This window comes from Bradyrhizobium sp. G127 (genome assembly GCF_021502575.1).
Classification (GTDB): Bacteria; Pseudomonadota; Alphaproteobacteria; order Rhizobiales; family Xanthobacteraceae; genus Afipia.
Genome location: NZ_JAKFGN010000002.1, coordinates 518,673 through 539,102, shown reverse-complemented (window position 1 = coordinate 539,102; position 20,430 = coordinate 518,673). Strand labels below are relative to the sequence as shown.

Genomic DNA, 20,430 nt, shown 5'->3' with positions numbered 1-20,430 from the left:
GATCAGCCCTTCTTCGGTTTGCGCCCCTTGCTGCCGGAAGGCTTGCGCGATTTTTTCTTTCCATCTTTCTTGTCGCGTCCCGGCCGTGTCTTGCCGCCGGCGTGCGGCTTGGTTTTGCGACCATCGCGAATGCGGCCTCCGCGTGGAACGGTTCGTCCTTCGGACAGCAACTCGAACCGCAGCGCGCCGGCCACTGGCGCAGCTTCTACCAGACGAACCTGCACCACGTCACCTAAACGATGCATGGCTCCGCTGCGAGAGCCGATCAAGGCATGTCGCGCTTCGTCGTAGTTGTAATATTCGCTTCCCAGCGTGCGAACGGGAATGAGACCGTCGGCGCCAGTTCCAGTCAATTTTACGAACAATCCCGCGCGCGTGACGCCGGAAATTCGTCCGTCGAATGTCGCGCCGATGCGATCGGCGAGAAAATGCGCGATCAGCCGGTCCGCGGTTTCGCGTTCCGCTTTCATCGCGCGGCGTTCGGTGAGCGAAATCGCTGCGGCCACTTCGCTCAGCGTTTCAAACGTTTCGGTGTCCGGCAACGCGCCTTCGCCTAGTCCGAGCGCGCGGATCAGCGCGCGATGTACGATCAGATCGGCATATCGGCGGATCGGCGACGTGAAATGCGCATAACGGCGAAGGTTCAAACCGAAGTGGCCATAGTTCTCGGCGGAATATTCAGCCTGCGCCTGCGAGCGCAGCACGACTTCGTTGACGAGAGATTCCGCATCGCGGCCTTTCACCTGCACGAGAATGCGGTTGAAGACGGACGGCCGCAGTGCACCGGTGGCCGAGAACGGCATGTCGAGCGTCTTGAGAAACTCCTGGAGATTGTGAACCTTCTCTACCGTCGGCTCGTCATGCACGCGGTAGATCAGCGGCAGCGCCTTCTTCTCGAGCGTCTCGGCGGCGGCGACGTTGGCGAGAATCATGAATTCCTCGATCAGCCGGTGCGCGTCGAGGCGCTCCGGCGTCACCACGCGATCGACCGTGCCGTCGGGCTTCAACAGAATCTTACGCTCAGGCAAATCCAGATCGAGCGGATCGCGTTCGTCGCGGGCTCGCTTGACCAGGCTATAGGCGTCGTAGAGCGGCTTCAGGATCGGATCGAGCAGGGGGCCAGTGGTGTCGTCGGGGCGGCCGTCGATGGCAGCCTGCGCCTGCGCGTAGTTCAGCTTCGCGGCCGAGCGCATCAGCACGCGATGAAATGTGTGCGAGCGTTTGCGGCCGTCCTTGTCGATCACCATGCGGACGGCCAGCGCGCCGCGTGGTTCACCCGGTTTCAGCGAACACAAATCGTTTGAAATGCGCTCCGGCAACATCGGGACAACGCGGTCGGGGAAGTAGACCGAGTTGCCGCGCTTCACGGCCTCGCGGTCGAGCGGCGATTGCGGCCGGACGTAAAATGCAACATCGGCGATGGCGACGTTGACGATATAGCCGCCTTTGTTGTGCGGATCGCTATCCGGCTCGGCATGAACTGCGTCGTCATGGTCTTTCGCGTCCGGCGGATCGATGGTGACCAGCGGCACGTTGCGCCAGTCTTCGCGACCCGCCAGCGTCGCCGGTTGGGCCGCTTCGGATTCGGTGATAACCCCGGCGGGGAATTCCTGCGGGATTTCGTGAGCATGAATTGCGATCATGCTGACGGCTTTCTCGGTCTTCAGCGAACCGAGCCGTTCCTTCACCTTGCCGGACGGCAGTCCATAGCCGCGCGAACGCATCAGTTCGACGCTGACCAGATCGCCATCCTGCGCGCCGTTGGCCTGGGCGGCGGCGATGGCCAGTTCGCGGCCAACTTGTTTCTTGTCGACCGGGATCAGCCGGCCGTCGCCGTTCGGCAGCGCACGGAAAATTCCGAGCACGCGATGCGAAGTCTTGTCGAGCAGTTTGATGACACGGCCGCGATACGCCTTCTCGTGTTTGCTGTCGGGCTTCTCCACGCGCAGCAGCGCACGATCGCCAATTCCGGCGGCTGTACCTGGTGGCGGGCGGCGCGGAACGTGGATGCGAATGATCGGAGCGGGGCCGTCGGTCTCCTCCAGCCATTCCGCGGGGGACGCGAGCAGTTCGCCATCGCTATCGCGTCCGGTGATATCAGCGACGATGGTCGGCGGCAGCGATTTCGGCTCGGCGATTTTCTTGCCGCGCTTCTCGATCAGGCCTTCGTCGGCAAGCTCGCGGATAATCCGCCGCAACGCCGCGCGGGATTCGTTCTTCAATCCGAAATGCCGGGCCAGTTCGCGCGTGCCCGCTTCACCGGGCTGCGCTCGCACGAACGCGACAATGCTCTCCCGGTCGGGAAAGGGATTTGTCGCGTCGCTTTTCTTTTTCATTATCCGCGTGCTTTACCGGCGCTCTTCTTTTCAGCGACCTTGGTGATCTTGGCTGCGGCGACTTTCGACGCCTTGGCCTTGGCGGCGTCCTTCAGGGAAACGGGCTCGGCCGAGGCCTTTTTGGGTGCGGCCTTTTTCGCCACGGCCTTGGCGGCCTTTTTCTTCGCAGCCGGCTTTTTTGCAGGCTTTTCGGACTCTGCTGCATCGCTCGCGTCAGCCGCAGGCTTGGCAGCCTTCTTCGTTGTCTTCTTGGCGGCGCGCTTCGGTTTGCCGCCTGTCTTTGTCGCGCGCGCCTCGATCAGAGCAATGGCTTCCTCGAGGGTCAGCGTCTCCGGCTCCCGGTCATCCGGAATCGTCGCATTGATGCCGTCGATGGTGACATAAGCGCCATAGCGGCCCTTCTTGAGCATGATCTTGCCGCCGCGGGCCGGATAGTCGCCGATCTCCTTGCCCGGATCGGCACCGAAACGGCGGCCCGGTCCTTTCGCGACTTTCTCAGCGATCAGCGTTACAGCCCGATTGAGGCCGATGTTGTAAACGTCATCGCCGGCGTCGAGGCTCGCGTAGATCTTGCCGTGACGCACGAACGGACCGAACCTGCCGATACCGGCGGTAATGACTTCGCCATCCTCCGGATGCGGCCCGACATCGCGCGGCAGCGACAGCAGCTTTAGCGCAAGTTCGAGTTCGACGTCGGCAGGCGACATGTTCTTTGGAATGCCGGCACGCTTCGGCTTCTCATCCTCGGCGTAATCCTTCGCCTCGCCAAGCTGGATGTACGGACCGAAACGTCCGGCCTTCACCATGACTTCGAGACCTGACACCGGATCCTTGCCAAGGGGGCGATCGCTCGCGCCGCTGGAGGAGGCGAGGGGGCGGGTGTAGCGGCATTCGGGATAGTTCGAGCAGCCGACGAAGGCGCCGAACTTGCCCGCCTTGAGATTCAGTTTGCCGGTGCCGCAGCTCGGGCACTGGCGTGGGTCGCCGCCGTCGGCGCGCGGCTCGTAGATGTGCTCGCCGAGCATCGCGTCGAGTACGTCGAGCACTTCGGTGACGCGCACATCCTTGATGTCGTTGACCGCGCCAATGAAGTCCTTCCAGAAATCCGCCAGCACCTGCTTCCACGAGATTTCATTGTTCGAAATCTTGTCGAGCTTTTCTTCCAGATCGGCAGTGAAATCGAATTCGACATAGCGTGCGAAATAGTTCTCAAGGAAGGCAACGACAACGCGGCCCTTATCCTCGCCGTGCAGGCGCTTCTTCTCGAGCTTCACATAGCCACGATCCTTCAGCACTTGCAGGATCGACGCATAGGTCGAAGGCCTGCCGATGCCGAGTTCTTCCATGCGCTTTACCAGCGAGGCTTCGGAGAAGCGCGGTGGCGGCTCGGTGAAATGCTGGGTGACGCTGAGGCTTTCGCGCTTGAGGTTTTCGCCCTGATTGATGACGGGAAGCCGCTTGCTTTCCTCATCATCAGGGTCGTCATCGCGCCCTTCCTGGTAGACTGCAAGGAAACCGTCGAACTTCACCACCTGACCGGTGGCGCGCAGCTCGAGCATGCGCGCGCCGGCCTTCGCGGCGATATCCACGGTGGTGCGTTCCAGTTCGGCGGATTCCATTTGGCTTGCAACGGTGCGCATCCAGATCAGTTCATAAAGCCGGGCCTGATCGTTATCTAGCCTGGCTTTCAGCGAGGCCGGGCGGCGCGACAGGTCGGTCGGGCGAATGGCTTCGTGAGCTTCCTGCGCGTTCTTGGCTTTTGATGTGTACTGGCGCGGCGCGTCCGGGACGTAGGCGTTGCCGTAGTCCTCACCGATGACCTTGCGGGCCTGGGTGATGGCTGACGGATCGATCTGCACGCCGTCGGTACGCATATAAGTAATGAGACCGGTGGTTTCGCCTCCGATGTCGATACCTTCATAGAGACGCTGCGCGATGCGCATGGTGTGCGCCGGCGCAAAGCCGAGCTTGCGGCTGGCTTCCTGCTGCAGCGTGGAGGTGGTGAAGGGTGACTGCGGATTGCGGCGCGCAGGCTTTGCTTCCACCGCGGTGACGGTGTAGTTCGCGGATTCGAGCGACTTCTTGAAGTCCTCGGCTTCCGCGCCGCTGCCGATGTCCAGGCGCTGGATCTTCTTGCCGTCGGCGCCGACGAGGCGCGCCTCGAAGCTGTCGCCGCGCGGTGTCCCAAGGGTTGCGAGCAACGACCAGTATTCGCGCGGGACGAATTTCTCGATTTCGAGTTCGCGGTCGCAAACCAGTCTCAGGGCCACCGACTGCACGCGGCCGGCAGAGCGTGCGCCCGGCAGCTTGCGCCACAGCACGGGGGAGAGAGTGAAGCCGACCAGATAGTCCAGCGCGCGGCGCGCCAGATAGGCGTCGACCAGTGCGCCGTCGATCTGCCGCGGATTCTTCATGGCCTCGGTGACGGCCTGCTTGGTGATGGCATTAAAGACGACGCGCTCGATCTTCTGATCCTTGAGTGCGCGCTTTTCCTTCATGATCTCGAGGACGTGCCAGGAGATGGCCTCACCTTCGCGATCAGGGTCGGTTGCGAGGATCAGTTTGTCGGCACCCTTGAGCGCCTTGGCGATGTCGTTGAGACGGCCGGCCGCCTTGGGGTCGTTTTCCCAGATCATCTGGAAATTGGCTTCCGGATCGACCGATCCATTCTTCGCCGGAAGGTCGCGGACATGGCCATACGAGGCCAGAACCTCATAGGAGGAGCCCAAATACTTGTTGATCGTCTTGGCCTTGGCAGGCGACTCGACAATGACGAGATTCATTTGATTCCAATAACTTACAGGGGATACGCAGGCCGGAATCGTGAGATTCCTAGAGGCTGGCTTGCCCGATACATGGGTAAAAGGGGGGCCGCTGTCAAATCGTGACCGAGTGATCGGCTGCCGCTTGAGTGCCAGATTCGCGCTATGGTTGTAGATGACGGGTGCTTGTGATTGTACAATTTATGCGTGTATTATTTAAAAAAACACCTTTAACGTTTGATTCTCGCCTTGGAAGGGTTTGCCTAGATGGCCGCTCGCGAAAGCCGCAGCGATTTCTTGCAGGCCCATGATGCCGCTACCGATGGAGGTCCGATCGAAGCGGCGAGCTTCATTTCCGGAGCGGTGGCGGAGCTGTCGCAACTCGCCAAGAGGCACCGGCTCGACTTGCTTGGCTACCTGCTCGACATGGCCAAACTCGAAGCCGATGAGATCACACGGCGGGAACCCACGCCGGGCAAGTTTTAGCTGCTATTGCGGGGCTGAAGTGGGGATCGCCACCCTGGTCTCAGCCTGACTGAGCAGGCGGCCATCGTGCGCGCGGATTTCAAGTTTGCGCAGGGGCAGGCCGTCCTTTCGATCGACCAGCGGCGTGAAATTCTCGCCGGGCTGGATCACGAATTCCTCACCCCACTGGCGCAACGCCACCAGCACCGGAAACAATCCGCGGGCCTTCACGGTCGGGAGATAGTCCTGATAAGAGCCGCCGTCCGACGCGGGCTTCGTTTCCAGAATGCCTTCGGCGACCAGCGTCCGCAGCCGCACGGTTAGGATGTTTTTAGCCACCCCGAGATTTTTCTGGAATTGGCTGAAGCGCCGGGTGCCGAGCAGGGCGTCGCGCACGATCAAAAGTGACCACCAGTCTCCGATGACATCCAGCGACCGTGCGATCGGACACATATCTCCCTGAAGACTCTTGCGTTTCACGATCGGGGCCTCCTACTGGCACAATCTGGTTGCATTATAAAACTAATGTGGGTACAGATCAAGGTGAGTTTCATTATTAAACTAGTACATAGAGGAGAGTTCCATGAGGCTGAAGGGCAAGACTGCGCTCATTACGGGCGGCAATAGCGGCATCGGCTTGGCCACCGCCAGACTGTTTGTGGCTGAGGGAGCGCGCGTCGTCATTACGGGCCGAGATCAGGCCAAGCTTGATGCCGCGGTCAAGGAATTGGGCGGGAACGGTTTCGGCATTACGGCGGACACCAGTGACGTGTCTGCGCTGGAGAAAGCATTTGCACAGGCCGAAGCAAAATTTGGCAAGCTCGACATCGTATTTGCCAATGCGGGCATCGCCGGCAACACGCCTCTTGGCGGCACGACCCTCGCGGCGTTCGAAAACGTGATCAAGACGAATCTCACCGGTGTGTTCTTCACGGTGCAGGCGGCGGTGCCGCATCTCAACGACAATGCGTCGATCATTCTCAACGGCTCCGTAATCTCGGTGCTCGGCAATCCGGGTTACTCGGCTTACGCCGCGACCAAGGCCGGCGTCCGCGCGATGGCCCGTGTAATGGCCTCCGAACTGTCTCCCCGCGGCATCCGCGTCAATGTCGTGGCGCCGGGCGGCACGCGCACGCCAATCTGGGGGCCGGGCATTGCGACGCCAGAAGCGGAGAAGGTGCTGGAAGCGCGTATCTCGCGTTCGACTCCGCTGGGCCGGATGGGCGAAGTCGATCATATCGCCAAGACCGTGCTGTTCCTCGCGTCCGATGATGCAGCGCATGTGCAAGGACAGGAAATCTTCGTCGATGGCGGTGCGACCGCATCGCCCGCCGGTGCGCCGATCTTTCGATAACATCTATCTAAAGAAGCGACACCATCCCGCCGCCGTGGCGTTCCAGCCGTCCTGCCAGTTCAAGTTCGAGCAGGACGGTGCGCACGACGGCGGGCGAGACGTCCGTCATCCGGATAAGATCGTCGATGCCGACGGGCGAGGGGCCAAGAAGATTGATGATGCGTGCGCGGTCGTTCGCGTGAGGCTCATCGTCCACGGGACGCGACTCGTCAGGTTCCCCGATCGGCAACTCTACCGGACGTCCCATGATCGGGCCCACGGCGTTGATGATGTCGGCGGCTTCGGTCACCAGCGTCGCGCCTTGCTTGATGAGCTCGTTGGTGCCTGCGGCGCGTGGATCGAGCGGCGAGCCGGGGACGGCGAACACCTCGCGGCCCTGCTCGTTGGCGAAACGCGCGGTAATCAGCGAGCCGGAGCGGTGCGCGGCCTCGACCACAACCACACCGAATGCAACGCCGGAAATCAGCCGGTTGCGGCGCGGAAAATCCCGCGCGCGCGGGCCGTGGCCGAGCGGCATTTCAGAAATCGCGCCGCCGCCTTGTTCGATGATGTCGAGCAGCAGATCCTCGTGCTCCGGCGGGTAGATTTTGTCGTGGCCGCCCGCGAGCACAGCAACAGTGCCGTTCTGGAGTGCAACGCGATGCGCAGCCTGATCGATGCCGCGCGCCAGCCCCGACGCGATGACCAAGCCTGCATCGCCAAGATCGCGCGACAATGTTTGCGCAAATTTCAATCCAGCCCCCGACGCATTGCGTGAACCGACAATCCCGATCATCGGCCGCATCTGCACATCTGAAGCGCCGCGTACGCCGAGCAGCGGCGGTGCATCGTCGATCAACGCGAGACGCGGCGGATAGCCGGTCTCTCCCGGTGAGAGCAAGGCGACACCCATTCGTGCGCTCTGCGCAATTTCGCGTTCCGCATCCGCCTGAGTGCAAATGCGTCCAGGTTTGGATGCACCGCCACGCCGCGCTAGATCGGGCACACGCTCCAGCGCTGCGCGGGCGCCGCCGAAATGATTGACAAGTGAACGGAAGGTGCGTGGTCCAACGTTGTCCGAGCGGATCAGCCGCAGCCAATCGACGCGTTGCGCGTCGGTCAGTCTGGTCGTGGCTGAGGTTTCGATGTCCACGCGGCCCCCCGTGGGTCGAGAGTGTTGCGCAAGTTGCGTGACGGGACAATCCGTTTCCGTCAGCGGCGGAGAAAATCGGTCACAATGGGATTGATAACATCGGGGTGCGACAGCGGTGCCATGTGGCCACCGCTCGAAGCGACATAGGTCCAGCCGGGGCACGTCGCGCGCAACAAATCGTCGATTTGCCGGATGGGCAGCACGGTGCCGGGATCGCATACGGCGAGGGTGGAAGTCGGCAGAACCGTCGCCCATTCTTCCAATGGGGTGGTCTCGTTCAACATCGCGTCCCATTCATGGAAATTCGGCTTGATCGCTTCAGTGAAGGTCACACGACGATCCTGCGGCATGTCCCGCCATGTATTTTCGCCGCCCCAGTAATCGGCAAAACGTTCAGCTGCGACGACCCATTCGCCGCATGCACCCGACTCCTTGATGATGTCGCGGAGTTTTATGCCTTCGGCGAAACCATCCATCTTGCCTGCCTGTGCGAGCAGATGAAATGGATTGGCTTCGAGCAACGCGAGCTTGGCAATGCGCCCATTCTGGCGGGCGGCCAGTTTCATGGCGACGGCTCCCCCGAAGGAATGGCCAACGAGATAAATCCCGTTCCCGTCACTGGGGAGTACTGTCTCGACAAGGCGCGCCTGATCTTCAAGTGATTGCGTGCCTGATCCCGTCCAGGGCGGAGACTTGCCGTAACCGAACAGATTGACGGCTCGGACTTGAAATCGATTCTTGAGATCGTCCATCAGTCTGCGCCATTGCCGCGCGCCCGACACGCTCGAATGAATTAAAACGACGTGCGGACCGGAAACGCCAGCCTGGATGAATTCAGCTTGAATGGAAGGGGTAATGGTCAAATGCCACCTCGGAATATTTTCCGGAGCGGTCAACGTGCTCCTCAGGACACATCCTAGAGGTCAACATGCGCGGGGCTAGTATTGGAACTGTACCGAAGAAAGTCTTACTTCCTTCCGATCTTCCCTTCGGTCCCGTCCATCAGCCGTTTGATGTTGGCGCGGTGCATGATCCAGAGCACGGCGGACAGCAGCGCGAACACCGCCGCGAGGGTCTGATGCTGCGACCAGAACAACATCAGGGGAATGATCGCACTCGCGACCAGCGCCGCCAGCGACGAGTAGCGGAAGATCAGCGCGACCGCGATCCAGATCGCACAGAATGCCAGCGCCGCCGGCCAGAACAGTCCCAGTAGCACGCCGATATAGGTCGCGACGCCTTTCCCGCCTTTGAATTTCAGCCAGATCGGAAAAAGATGTCCGACGAAGGCGCCGATACCTGCGGTGATGGCGGCGTCAGGTCCGGCGAAATGTCCCGCTGCAATGACCGCGATCGTGCCCTTGAGCATGTCGCCAATGAGCGTCGCCGCGGCAAGACCCTTGTTGCCGGTGCGCAGCACGTTGGTCGCGCCGATATTGCCGGAGCCGATGGAGCGCAGATCGTCCGTGCCGGCCAGTCGCGTGAGGATCAGGCCGAAAGGCACCGAGCCGCACAAATAGCCGAAGACGAGAGCGCCCAGCAGAATGCCGATCATGACTCATCACCTGTTATCGAGAGGCGCGATCTAACACAAAACCGGTGATCGCGCTCAGACATGTTCATAGACGGTGCGCCCGCCGACGATGGTGCGTGCGACACGGCCGGTGAACCGCGCCTCGTCGAATGGGGTGTTCTTGCATTGCGATTTCAGGTCGGCCGGGTCGAGCACCCACGGAGTGTCGAGATCGATCACGATCACGTCGGCGGGCGATCCGGGCCGCAGCGAACCGCCGGGCAGGCCGAGCAGTTCGGCGGGGCGGGTGGACATGGCGCGGATCAGGGTCTTGAGTTCGACTTCACCGGCGTGAACCAGACGCAATCCCGCCGAGAGCATAGTCTCGAGCCCGATGGCGCCTGCTTCGGCTTCCGCGAACGGCAGGCGCTTTACCTCGACGTCCTGTGGATTGTGATCCGACATGATGACATCGATTAGCCCCGATGCGACAGCGGCGACCAGCGCCAGCCGGTCATCCTCGGTGCGCAGCGGCGGCGACAGCTTGAGGAATGTGCGGTATGGGCCGATGTCGTTTTCGTTCAGTGTCAGATGATTGATCGAGGCGGATGCGGTCACCTGAAGGCCGGCTTCTTTTGCGCGCTTGAGAATGTCGAGCGAGTCGATACAGGTCAGTGAAGCCGCGTGATAGCGGCCGCCGGTCAGCGCCACCAGCCGCATATCGCGCTCCAGCACCACGGCCTCCGATGCATTTGGAATGCCGAACAGGCCGAGCCGGGAAGCGAACTCTCCTTCGTTCATCACGCCTTCGCCCACCAGATTCGGATCTTCGGTGTGATGCACGATCAGGGCGTCGAAGTCGCGGGCGTAGGTCAGCGCGCGGCGCATTACCAGCGCGTTCATCACGCTGTTGTCGCCGTCGGTGAAGGCGACCGCACCGGCCGCCTTGAGCAGGCCGATTTCGGTCATCTCCTCGCCCTTCATGCCCTTGGTCAGCGCGGCCATCGGATGAATGTTGACGATGGCGGTGTCGCGGGCGCGGCGCAGAATGAAGTCCACCGTGGCGGAATTGTCGATCACCGGACTGGTATCCGGCTGGCAGACGATAGTGGTGATGCCGCCTGCTGCTGCCGCCAGGCTCGCCGAGGCAATGGTCTCGCGATGGCCGGCTCCGGGTTCGCCCACGAAGGCGCGCATGTCGATCAGGCCGGGAGCGACCACCTTGCCCGCGCAATTAATAATGTCTGTGCCTTCGGGGACGCCGGCTGCGCCGATACCGCGCCGGGCATCGCGGATGGTGCCGTCGGCGATCAGCACGTCGCCGGGGCCGTCGAGATCACGCGATGGATCGATCAGGCGGGCGTTGGCGAGCAGGATGGGGCGGCGGTCTGTCAGCATTTTCAACATACCCGTCACGCGTTCGGCAGGTTGCGCGCCAGCGCTTCAAGCACTGCCATGCGCACCGCCACACCCATTTCGACCTGTTCGCGGATCAGCGATTGCGCGCCGTCTGCCACGATCGAATCGATCTCGACGCCGCGGTTCATCGGCCCGGGATGCATCACAAGCGCATCGGGCTTGGCATAGCCGAGCTTCTTTTGGTCAAGGCCGTAGTAGTGAAAATATTCGGAGCTTGAGGGCACGAACGAGCCGTTCATGCGCTCGCGCTGCAGGCGCAGCATCATCACGATGTCCGCGCCGTCGAGGCCCTCGCGCATGTCGCGCGCGATCTCGACGCCCATGCGTTCGATGCCGGGCGGCAGCAGTGTGGAGGGCGCGACCACACGGACCCGCGCACCCATCGCATTCAGGAGGATGATGTTGGAGCGTGCTACCCGCGAATGCAGCACGTCGCCGCAGATCGCCACCAGCAGGCCCTCGAGCCGGCCTTTGTTGCGCCGGATGGTCAATGCGTCCAGCAGCGCCTGTGTTGGGTGCTCGTGCGCGCCGTCGCCGGCGTTAATGACCGAGCCATCGACTTTCTGGGCCAGCAGTTCCACTGCGCCGGACGCATGGTGCCGCACCACCAGAATGTCCGGGTGCATTGCGTTGAGCGTCACCGCCGTATCCATCAGGGTTTCGCCCTTGCGGATCGACGAGGAAGCGACCGACATGTTCATCACATCAGCGCCGAGCCGTTTGCCCGCGATCTCGAACGAGGATTGCGTGCGCGTGGAGGCTTCAAAGAACAGGTTGACCTGGGTGCGGCCGCGCAGGTTGCTGCGCTTCTTGTCCACCTGCCGGTTCAACTCGACGAACTCTTCGGAGAGGTCCAAAAGGCCGCTAATGTCGGCCGCGGAAAGGCCCTCGATGCCCAGCAGATGCCGGTGTCCGAGGACGAAACTCGATTTCGATGCGGTTGTCATTAAAGCAAGAGCTATAGGCAGAGTTGGATGGGGGGGCAAGCCGGATTCGGCCTCAACGGAGTTTTCCCCCGGTGAAGTCCGGGCAGGGTAAATGGATGGGAATGAGACACGGAACATTTCGCATTTTTGTCATCTTGGCCGGAATCGGCGCTTCCGGCGGCGCGCTTGCGGCCCAGCCCTTGCCGGCTGATTTCGTTTATCTGCGCGACATCGATCCGACCATCATCCAGGATATGCGCTACGCCACGCCGAATAACTTCGTCGGCCGTGTGCTGAACGGCTATGAGGCGGGGGAGTGCATTGTCACCCGCGCTGTTGGAGCGGCGCTCAAGCGCGTGCAGGAGGATCTTGCGCGGCGGGGACTTTCGCTGAAGATGTACGATTGCTACCGCCCGCAGCGCGCCGTCGATGACATGTATGCGTGGGCGCAGGATGGACGCGAGACGCCGGCGCAGCGCCGCTACAATCCGAAGATCAGCAAAGCGGATCTGTTTCGCCTCGGCTATATCGCCCGGCATTCCGGACATTCGACCGGCAACGCGCTGGATCTCACCCTGGTACAGTTGCCTGCCGCGGCGGCGCCGCGGTTCGATTCCAGTGCGGACTACGCCGATTGCACAGGGCCTCAAAATCGTCGTGCGCCGGACAACAGCGTCGACATGGGTACCGGTTACGATTGCTCCGACGATAAGGCGCATACCGGTTCGAAAGCGATCAGCGCACAACAGCGCAAGTGGCGGGACGCACTTGTCGACGCGATGGCCCGGCAGGGATTCGCCAACTACCGGTTGGAATGGTGGCATTTCTCGCTGCCGGGGAATGGCAACACCGCATACAATTTTCCGGTCAAGAATCGATAGCCTCGTGTCGCTTGCGAGGTTGAATCCGCGCCTCATGGTCTTACCTTTGTGTAGGCGCACGATATGGCGCCGGATACGAAAGGGCCTCATCATGAGCAGAGGCGATATAACAATCACAGCGGTTCTTCTGGCTATTCTCGCAGCAACCATCTGGTGGGCGTGGCAGGGCTGGACCGCGCACTCCGACGTGCAGATGTCAGTCCACGGCTTCATCGCCATGGGGCTGGGAATTTTCTTCTCGCTTTTCTTCGGCTTCGGTTTGATGGCGCTGACTTTCTACAGCAGCCGCCAAGGTTACGACGATCTCCCGCAGGCCAAGGAGAAAGCGGCGGAATCAGCTGGCAACAAGCCTCCCGCGCACAATATTCCTTGATCGAAGCCACGTGAAACCGGTCGCATTCCGGTATAGCCTGTTGTTCTCATCTCCGGGAACAACACATGACACAGTCGATTCTGTCCGCCACCACTGAAGTCTTCAATCAGTCGCCGCCATTCGAGGATATCGACCTGTTCACGCTTGACCGTCCGCTTGCGGAAGCGGTTGCGGTCAATGGCGGGGAAGGCGCGCGGGCGGAGCTGGCGGACTTCGGCAGGCATTGGGGCTCGGCGGCCATGGCTCAGCGTGGCCGCGTTGCAAATGAAAATACGCCGAAGCTCAGGACGTTCGATGCGCGCGGCTTCCGCCGCGACGAGGTGGAATTCCATCCGGCCTATCATGAATTGATGGCGCACAGCGCCCATGCCGGAATTCACAATTCGACATGGAATGAGAATGGCGAAGCCGCGGGTGGCGCATCGGAAGTGGTGCGTGGTGCGAAATTCTTCATGGCGGCGCAGGTTGAGACGGGACATCTCTGTCCCATCACCATGACGCGGGCGGCGGTCGGAGCGTTGTCGGTGGATCCCGCCTTGCGCGCAAAGGTGATGCCGGTGCTCGGCACGCGCTCTTATGATCCGACCTTCGCGCCGTGGTGGACCAAGCGCGGCATGACGATGGGCATGGGGATGACCGAGAAACAGGGCGGCACCGACGTGCGCGCCAACATCACGCGCGCAATCCGTGACGGCGACACGTATCGCATCACCGGACATAAGTGGTTCATGTCCGCGCCGATGTGCGACGCGTTCCTCGTGCTCGCGCAGGCCGAAGGCGGGCTGACCTGCTTCTTCATGCCTCGCTTTACCCCGGACGGTGCTGTCAACGGTCTTCACTTTCAGCGCCTGAAGGACAAGCTCGGCAATCGCTCCAACGCGTCATCGGAAGTGGTATTCGACAATGCCTATGCATTGCGGCTCGGCGGCGAGGGCCGCGGCGTGCCGACGATCATCCAGATGGTTTCTCTCACTCGGCAGGACTGCGCGCTCGCATCCGCGGGCCTGATGCGGTCGGGGCTCGCCCATGCCGTCAACCACACGCGCCACCGCAGCGTGTTCCAGAAGCATCTCGCCGATCAGCCGTTGATGAAGAGTGTGCTGGCCGATATGGCGCTGCATGTGGAAGCCTCGACGGCGCTGGTGATGCGGCTGTGCCGGTCGTTCGACCGCGCGCCGGTGGACAAGGCGGAGGCGGCCTACATGCGGCTGCTGACGCCGGTTATCAAATACTGGACCTGCAAGAGTTCGCCGGGATTCCTTTACGAGGCGATGGAGTGTCTCGGCGGCAATGGCTACGTCGAGGAAGGGATTCTCGCGCGGCATTACCGGGAGGCCCCGGTCAATGCCATCTGGGAAGGCTCGGGCAACGTGATGTGCCTTGATGTACTGCGCGCGCTCTCGCGCGAAGCCGATGCGGCGGCGGGTGTCCTGCGCGGCCTTGTCGAGCAGACCAAGGGGTTGCCGGGCATGCTCGAGGCGGTTGCTTTCATCGCGAAGGCGTTCCGGCAGCCCGACGCCGAGCGCATCGCGCGGCTCGCCGTGGAGAAGCTGGCGCTGGTCGCCGCAGCCGCGGCGCTCAATGAGGTGTCGCCCAGGCACGCCGAACTGTTTGCGGCGACGCGGCTCGCGGCCGATCACGGCAATCTCTACGGCGCGGTGGATCTCGCTGATAACGATATTCGCGGCCTGCTGGATCGCGCGATACCAGCATGACATTCAGCCTGGATTTGCCGGAGATCCATCATGAGCGTTGCTGAAGGTTCGGTTGATGCGCCGCCAGTGTCGCCGCCAGGCAAGAGCCGTGAGCCGCGCGTCTGGAAATTCGTCGGGACCAGTCTGTGGGGGCTTGTCCTGTTCGGTGCGATGTTTGTCGGGCAGATCGCTGTGGTGGCCTGGTTTCTCTGGCGCGGGGGCGGTTCGCTCGACCGCGACACCTTGGTGGCCTTGACGTCCAACGGCCGCATCATCTCGCTCTCGGTCATCATGGGATTGCCTGCGATCCTGCTCGCGCTGTGGGTCGCGATACGCTGGTCGCGGATTTCTTTTGCGGATTATCTCGCGTTGCGCTGGCCGTCGTGGCGGATGCTTGTAGCAGGCATGGCGAGTCTCGGGTTGCTGATGGTCGTCTGTGAAATCGTTTCCCGCGCGGCAGGCCGGGAGTCGTCGCCGGGATTTATGGTGGATGTGTTGAAAACGGCGCGAGCTGACGGCGCGCTGTGGCTTCTGGTATTCGCCTTCTGCGTAGCGGCGCCGATCACGGAAGAGTTCCTCGCGCGCGGATTTCTCTATCGCGGATGGTCGGAATCCTTTCTGCGGCCGGTGGGCGCGATCCTGTTGTCGTCAGCGGTTTGGACCGCGATGCATTTGCAATACAACTGGTTCTTCCTTGCGCAGGTCTTTTCCATCGGTCTGTTATTCGGCTACCTGCGTTATCGCAGCAACTCGACATGGCTGACGGTGATCCTGCATGGCGTCAACAACCTCGCCGCGACCCTGCAGACCTTCCTGCTTGCGAACAATTCGTAGCGATCAAGCCACAAGTGCAATGGCGATCGGCATGGTGATGACGGCGAGCACCGTCTGCAGGGTCAGGATCTCCGCAACGAGCGGTGCATTGCCGCCCATCTGCCTCGCCAGCACATAGGCACTCGATGCGGTCGGCACCGACGCGCAGCAGGCAACGATGGCGAGGTTGGGACCTGAAAGTCCGAAGGCAAGACCGAGCGACACCGCAATGACCGGCATCACGACCAGTTTCAGGGCGCATGCCAGAAGCGCAGGTGCTTCGGGGCGCAGCACGCTCTTGAGCTGCAACCCTGCGCCGACAACGAGCAGTCCCAGGGCGAGCGACGAACGTCCCAGCGCATCGATGAATTCATCGATCCATCTCGGGAATGTCAGGCCGCAGAGATTGGCGGCCAGTCCGAGCGCGCAGGCCCAGATAAAAGGATTTTGAGCGATCGTCAAAAGAATGCGCGGCCATGACAGTCGCGTGGGAGCGGCGTAGTGCGCCAGCACCCACACCGCCATGACGTTCAGGATGGGGATCATTGCCACCATCGCCACCGAGGCCAGCGTCAGACCGATGTCGCCATACAGACTGCCAGCGACCGCTAAGGCGACGTATGTCTGCCAGCGGCAGGCACACTGAAAGACCGAGGTGAATGAAGGACCGCTGATTCCGAGCCGCTTCATCAGAACCGGCCGCAACGTCAGGCAAAGCGTGGCCATCAACAGCACGGCGATCAGCAGTGCACCGCCGACACCGAACAGCGGAACTTCCGAAAGCTTGGCCCGGCTTAGCGTCCGGAACAGCAGGGCGGGGAACAGCACGTAGTAAACGAGTTGTTCGGTGCCGAGCCAGTGGGTCTCATCTTTCACGAGAACGCGCCGAAGAACGAAACCGGTTACGATCAGCAGGAAGGTCGGCACGATAGCCGCAACGATAGGCAACATCGGTCAATTCACTCCCGATTGCCGCAGCGTATGCAGCCGATCCAGCGCGCCTTGCAGAATGAAGATGGCGGCGTGTTCGTCGATCACCTTGGCGCGTTTGGCGCGGCTCATGTCCATACCGATCAATTCGCGCTCCACCGCCACGGTGGACAGGCGCTCATCCCAAAGGCCGATGGGCAATTCCGTCAGTCTCGAGAAATTCCGCGCGAAGGCGCGCGTCGATTGGGCGCGTGGACCTTCGCTGCTGTCCATGTTGATCGGCAGGCCGAGAATGAATCCGGTGACATTGCGCTCGCCAGCCAGCGCCAGCAGCCGGGCGGCATCGGCGGTGAAGGTCTTGCGCTGAATGGTCTCGATGCCGGTTGCGAGCTTGCGGTCGGGATCGGACACCGCGACGCCGATGGTCTTGGTGCCAAGGTCGAGCCCGATCAGGGAGCCTCGTGCAGGCCAAAGGGCGGCGGCCTCGATCAGCGGTAAAACGGGTGCAGGCATTGCCCCGCATAACACGCAGCATGCGGATAGTGCAAAGCGGGGCTGCACGCCAGGCGCAGAGAAGGTGCATGGCTGTTTCGCATCGCGATATGCTAAGTATGTGTTGGCCCCGCAACGACGCCCGCGCCAATTCCCAACTATCATGAAGAGTAATCCCATGTGGCCCGACCGCAGACTTCTCGACCTGTTCAAAATCGACGTTCCGATCGTGCAGGCTCCGATGGCGGGCGTGATGGACGCCGATCTCGTGATCGCCGCGTGCGAGGGCGGAGCGCTCGGCTCATTGCCTTGCGCGATGCTTTCGGCCGAGAAGGCGCGCGAGCAGATCAACATCATCCGTCAGCGCGTTAGTGCGCCGGTCAATATGAACTTCTTCTGTCACACAGGGGTCGACGCCGACCCGGAGCGGGAGGCGGGCTGGCGCAAGCGGCTGGCGGACTACTACAAGGAACTGGAACTGGACCCGGAAATGGACGTCCAGGCCGCCAACCGCGCTCCGTTCGATGTGGCGATGTGCGAACTGGTTGAGGAATTGAAGCCGGAAGTGGTGAGCTTTCATTTCGGCCTGCCAGACAAGGTCCTGCTGAAGCGTGTCAAGGCCGCCGGGTCCATCGTGATCGCCTCGGCAACCATTGTGAAGGAGGCGGTCTGGCTTGAGCAGAACGGTGCGGACGCCATCATCGCACAAGGAGCGGAGGCGGGCGGTCATCGCGGCATGTTCCTGACCGAGAACATCGCAGCGCAGCCCGGGACCATGGCGCTGGTGCCGCAGGTGGCGGATGCGGTGCGTGTGCCGGTGATTGCGGCGGGCGGCATCGCGGATGGACGGGGAATCGCCGCCGCATTCGCGCTCGGCGCGGCCGGCGTCCAGATCGGAACTGCTTATCTCCAGACGCCGGAATCCAAAGCCAGCGCCTTGGGGCGGGCCGCTCTGGCCGGTGCGACGGATGATTCCACTGTCATCACCAACGTGATGACCGGCCGACCGGCGCGGGGGGTAGCAAACCGCCTGATGCGCGAAGTCGGGCCGTTGTCGCCTGATGCGCCCGCGTTTCCTCATGCGGCGACGGCGCTGGCTCCGCTCAAGGCGGGTGCCGAGAAACTCGGCCGGGTGGATTTCACCAATCTCTGGGCCGGGCAGTCGGTCGCTCTCAGCCGGCAGACCGGTGCGGCGGAACTGACCCGCACCTTGGCGGCGGAAGGTCTTGCGCGGTTATCGAAGCTGGCGAAATAGGACCACGCAACCTCCTCAATCAAAAGGACAATTTACACCTGCAAAGCGGTTTCCCCTTTGCTGTAAAATGTTCTATGAGGGCGGCAGAAACGGTTACCCGGAGTCTTCCTCCCATGTCTGTCGATGCCGCCACGGTCCGCCGGATTGCGCGTCTTGCGCGGATCGCGGTGAAGGATGAAGAAGTATCTCATCTTCAGGGCGAGTTGAATGCAATGCTGGCGTTCATCGAGCAACTGTCTGAGGTTAGTATCGACGGTGTCGAGCCGATGACCTCTGTGACGCCGATGGAGATGAAGAAGCGGCAGGACGTTGTGACCGACGGCGAGATTCCGGACAAAGTTCTCGCCAATGCGCCCGCGACGGAGGATCACTTCTTCCTGGTGCCCAAAGTCGTCGAATAACCTCCGAGGCAAACGTCATGTGCCTGTTATGCAGCGACGAAAAGGCCTACGCGGCCTACATGGAATATCTCGACGCCATGGAGCGGCAGGGCAAGGAAGCCGATCCCGACAAGGCGATGGATGCCGTGCTCGATATGCTTCAGGCCGCGGCAGCCAAGCCCAAGAAGAACGCTTCACCTTTCCACTGCGACCCGATTGATGAATGAATGACTGATCTGACGTCCCTGACGCTCGCCGAAGCCCGCGAGGGCCTCGCGCAAAAATCCTTCACGGCGCTTGAACTCACCGACGCACATCTTGTCGCGATGGAGAAAGCGCGCGTACTCAACGCCTATATTCTGGAAACCCCGGATCAGGCGCGCGATCAGGCGCGCGCAGCGGATGCGACCATTGCCAAAGGCGAGGCGGGACCGCTCGCGGGGATTCCGCTTGGCATCAAGGATCTGTTCGCCACTAACGGCGTTCGCACCACGGCGTGCTCGAAGATCCTCGGTAATTTCATCCCGCCCTACGAATCCACGGTGACATCGCAGCTCTGGCGCGACGGCGCGGTAATGCTTGGCAAACTCAACAACGACGAATTCGCCATGGGCTCGTCCAACGAGACTTCGGCGTTTGGCCCGGTAGTGAACCCGTGGCGGCGCAATGGCTCGGACGCGAAACTGGTGCCGGGCGGATCGTCCGGCGGCTCCGCCTCGGCGGTTGCTGCAAACCTGTGTCTCGGCGCGACCGGCACCGATACGGGTGGATCGATCCGCCAGCCTGCGGCATTTACCGGCATCGTTGGTCTCAAGCCGACCTATGGCCGCTGCTCGCGCTGGGGAATCGTGGCGTTTGCTTCTTCTCTCGATCAAGCCGGGCCGTTCGCGCGCACCGTGCGCGATACCGCGATGCTGATGCGCTCGATGGCCGGTCACGATCCAAAGGACACGACGTCGGTCGATCGCCCCGTGCCGGATTACGTCGCCGCGGTTGGCAAATCGGTGAAGGGCATGAAGATCGGTATTCCGAAGGAATACCGGCTCGACGGCATGTCCGCTGAAATCGAAAAACTCTGGGCCCAAGGTGCCGACTGGCTGAAGGCGGCGGGCGCCGAGCTTGTCGAGGTCTCACTGCCGCACACCAAATACGCGCTGCCGGCCTATTACGTCGTCGCGCCAGCGGAAGCCTCGTCCAATCTGGCGCGTTATGACGGCGTGCGCTACGGCGCTCGCGTCAACGGCAAGAACATCGCGGAAATGTACGAGAACACCCGTGCCGCGGGGTTCGGGCCGGAAGTGAAGCGCCGCATCATGATCGGCACCTACGTCCTTTCTGCTGGCTATTACGACGCCTACTATCTGCGCGCGCAGAAGGTCCGTACCCTGATCAAGCAGGATTTCGAGGATGTATTCGCGCAGGGCGTGAATGCGATCCTGACGCCCGCGACTCCGTCCGCAGCGTTCGGCATCGGCGAGAAAGGCAAGGCCGATCCGGTCGAGATGTATCTCAATGACATCTTCACGGTGACCGTCAACATGGCGGGATTGCCCGGCATCGCGGTACCGGCCGGCAGGGACGGCCACGGCCTGCCGCTCGGATTGCAATTGATTGGCCGGCCATTTGATGAAGAAACGCTGTTCTCGCTCGGTGACGTCATCGAGCAGGCGGCGGGACATTTCACGGCGAAGAAGTGGTGGTGAGC

The 20,430-nt window shown here is 61.9% G+C and carries 20 protein-coding genes; 10 read left to right on the top strand and 10 right to left on the bottom strand.

Features of this window, described 5'->3' with window-relative positions; translation table 11 throughout:
- Positions 1-2: 2 nt before the first annotated feature.
- Positions 3-2,336, bottom strand: a complete 2,334-nt coding sequence (gene rnr, locus LVY71_RS14485; protein ID WP_235100567.1) for a ribonuclease R — start codon at positions 2,334-2,336, stop codon at positions 3-5.
- Positions 2,336-5,119 (bottom strand): type I DNA topoisomerase, encoded by a 2,784-nt coding sequence (gene topA / locus LVY71_RS14480; protein WP_235100566.1) that lies wholly within the window; start codon positions 5,117-5,119, stop codon positions 2,336-2,338. The genes rnr and topA overlap by 1 nt, the downstream gene beginning before the upstream one ends.
- Before the next feature lie 246 nt (positions 5,120-5,365).
- Between topA and LVY71_RS14475 the strand changes: the two genes are divergently transcribed.
- On the top strand, positions 5,366-5,584 hold the full coding sequence (locus LVY71_RS14475) for a hypothetical protein (RefSeq protein WP_235100565.1): 219 nt from the start codon (positions 5,366-5,368) through the stop codon (positions 5,582-5,584).
- Positions 5,585-5,587: 3 nt separating this feature from the next.
- Here the strand turns inward: LVY71_RS14475 and LVY71_RS14470 are convergent, their stop codons facing one another.
- Positions 5,588-6,046 (bottom strand): winged helix-turn-helix transcriptional regulator, encoded by a 459-nt coding sequence (locus LVY71_RS14470; RefSeq protein WP_235101505.1) that lies wholly within the window; start codon positions 6,044-6,046, stop codon positions 5,588-5,590.
- A gap of 100 nt (positions 6,047-6,146) precedes the next feature.
- Between LVY71_RS14470 and LVY71_RS14465 the strand changes: the two genes are divergently transcribed.
- Positions 6,147-6,917 (top strand): SDR family NAD(P)-dependent oxidoreductase, encoded by a 771-nt coding sequence (locus LVY71_RS14465; RefSeq protein WP_235100564.1) that lies wholly within the window; start codon positions 6,147-6,149, stop codon positions 6,915-6,917.
- Between the two features lie 7 nt (positions 6,918-6,924).
- On the opposite strand, the gene dprA is transcribed toward LVY71_RS14465, so the two are convergent.
- From dprA to LVY71_RS14440, 5 genes are all read right to left on the bottom strand, one after another.
- A complete protein-coding gene (gene dprA, locus LVY71_RS14460; protein ID WP_235100563.1) occupies positions 6,925-8,049 on the bottom strand; it encodes a DNA-processing protein DprA in 1,125 nt (374 codons plus the stop codon).
- 59 nt (positions 8,050-8,108) lie between these two features.
- Positions 8,109-8,945: an alpha/beta fold hydrolase gene (locus LVY71_RS14455; RefSeq protein ID WP_235100562.1), complete on the bottom strand. Its 837-nt coding sequence runs from the start codon at positions 8,943-8,945 to the stop codon at positions 8,109-8,111.
- 71 nt (positions 8,946-9,016) lie between these two features.
- A complete protein-coding gene (gene plsY / locus LVY71_RS14450) occupies positions 9,017-9,604 on the bottom strand; it encodes a glycerol-3-phosphate 1-O-acyltransferase PlsY (RefSeq protein ID WP_235100561.1) in 588 nt (195 codons plus the stop codon).
- Positions 9,605-9,658: 54 nt separating this feature from the next.
- On the bottom strand, positions 9,659-10,960 hold the full coding sequence (locus tag LVY71_RS14445; RefSeq protein WP_235100560.1) for a dihydroorotase: 1,302 nt from the start codon (positions 10,958-10,960) through the stop codon (positions 9,659-9,661).
- 14 nt (positions 10,961-10,974) lie between these two features.
- Positions 10,975-11,928, bottom strand: coding sequence for an aspartate carbamoyltransferase catalytic subunit (locus LVY71_RS14440; RefSeq protein WP_235100559.1), 954 nt, complete (start codon positions 11,926-11,928; stop codon positions 10,975-10,977).
- Positions 11,929-12,029: 101 nt separating this feature from the next.
- Between LVY71_RS14440 and LVY71_RS14435 the strand changes: the two genes are divergently transcribed.
- From LVY71_RS14435 to LVY71_RS14420, 4 genes are all read left to right on the top strand, one after another.
- Positions 12,030-12,788, top strand: coding sequence for a M15 family metallopeptidase (locus tag LVY71_RS14435; RefSeq protein WP_235100558.1), 759 nt, complete (start codon positions 12,030-12,032; stop codon positions 12,786-12,788).
- A gap of 91 nt (positions 12,789-12,879) precedes the next feature.
- On the top strand, positions 12,880-13,161 hold the full coding sequence (locus tag LVY71_RS14430; RefSeq protein WP_235100557.1) for a hypothetical protein: 282 nt from the start codon (positions 12,880-12,882) through the stop codon (positions 13,159-13,161).
- 65 nt (positions 13,162-13,226) lie between these two features.
- Positions 13,227-14,876, top strand: a complete 1,650-nt coding sequence (locus LVY71_RS14425; RefSeq protein WP_235100556.1) for an acyl-CoA dehydrogenase family protein — start codon at positions 13,227-13,229, stop codon at positions 14,874-14,876.
- Between the two features lie 30 nt (positions 14,877-14,906).
- A complete protein-coding gene (locus tag LVY71_RS14420) occupies positions 14,907-15,689 on the top strand; it encodes a CPBP family intramembrane glutamic endopeptidase (protein ID WP_235100555.1) in 783 nt (260 codons plus the stop codon).
- A gap of 3 nt (positions 15,690-15,692) precedes the next feature.
- On the opposite strand, the gene LVY71_RS14415 is transcribed toward LVY71_RS14420, so the two are convergent.
- Positions 15,693-16,619 (bottom strand): AEC family transporter, encoded by a 927-nt coding sequence (locus tag LVY71_RS14415; RefSeq protein ID WP_235100554.1) that lies wholly within the window; start codon positions 16,617-16,619, stop codon positions 15,693-15,695.
- 3 nt (positions 16,620-16,622) lie between these two features.
- The gene (gene ruvX / locus LVY71_RS14410; RefSeq protein WP_235100553.1) at positions 16,623-17,111 is read right to left on the bottom strand and encodes a Holliday junction resolvase RuvX; all 489 of its coding nucleotides are present in this window, start codon (positions 17,109-17,111) and stop codon (positions 16,623-16,625) included.
- Positions 17,112-17,268: 157 nt separating this feature from the next.
- Between ruvX and LVY71_RS14405 the strand changes: the two genes are divergently transcribed.
- The 4 genes from LVY71_RS14405 (at position 17,269) to gatA (ending at position 20,428) form a co-directional block, all read left to right on the top strand.
- A complete protein-coding gene (locus LVY71_RS14405) occupies positions 17,269-18,345 on the top strand; it encodes an NAD(P)H-dependent flavin oxidoreductase (RefSeq protein ID WP_235100552.1) in 1,077 nt (358 codons plus the stop codon).
- A gap of 113 nt (positions 18,346-18,458) precedes the next feature.
- Positions 18,459-18,746: an Asp-tRNA(Asn)/Glu-tRNA(Gln) amidotransferase subunit GatC gene (gatC, locus tag LVY71_RS14400; protein ID WP_235100551.1), complete on the top strand. Its 288-nt coding sequence runs from the start codon at positions 18,459-18,461 to the stop codon at positions 18,744-18,746.
- Positions 18,747-18,763: 17 nt separating this feature from the next.
- The gene (locus LVY71_RS14395) at positions 18,764-18,952 is read left to right on the top strand and encodes a hypothetical protein (RefSeq protein WP_235100550.1); all 189 of its coding nucleotides are present in this window, start codon (positions 18,764-18,766) and stop codon (positions 18,950-18,952) included.
- Positions 18,953-20,428, top strand: a complete 1,476-nt coding sequence (gatA, locus tag LVY71_RS14390) for an Asp-tRNA(Asn)/Glu-tRNA(Gln) amidotransferase subunit GatA (protein ID WP_235100549.1) — start codon at positions 18,953-18,955, stop codon at positions 20,426-20,428.
- Positions 20,429-20,430 lie beyond the last annotated feature (2 nt).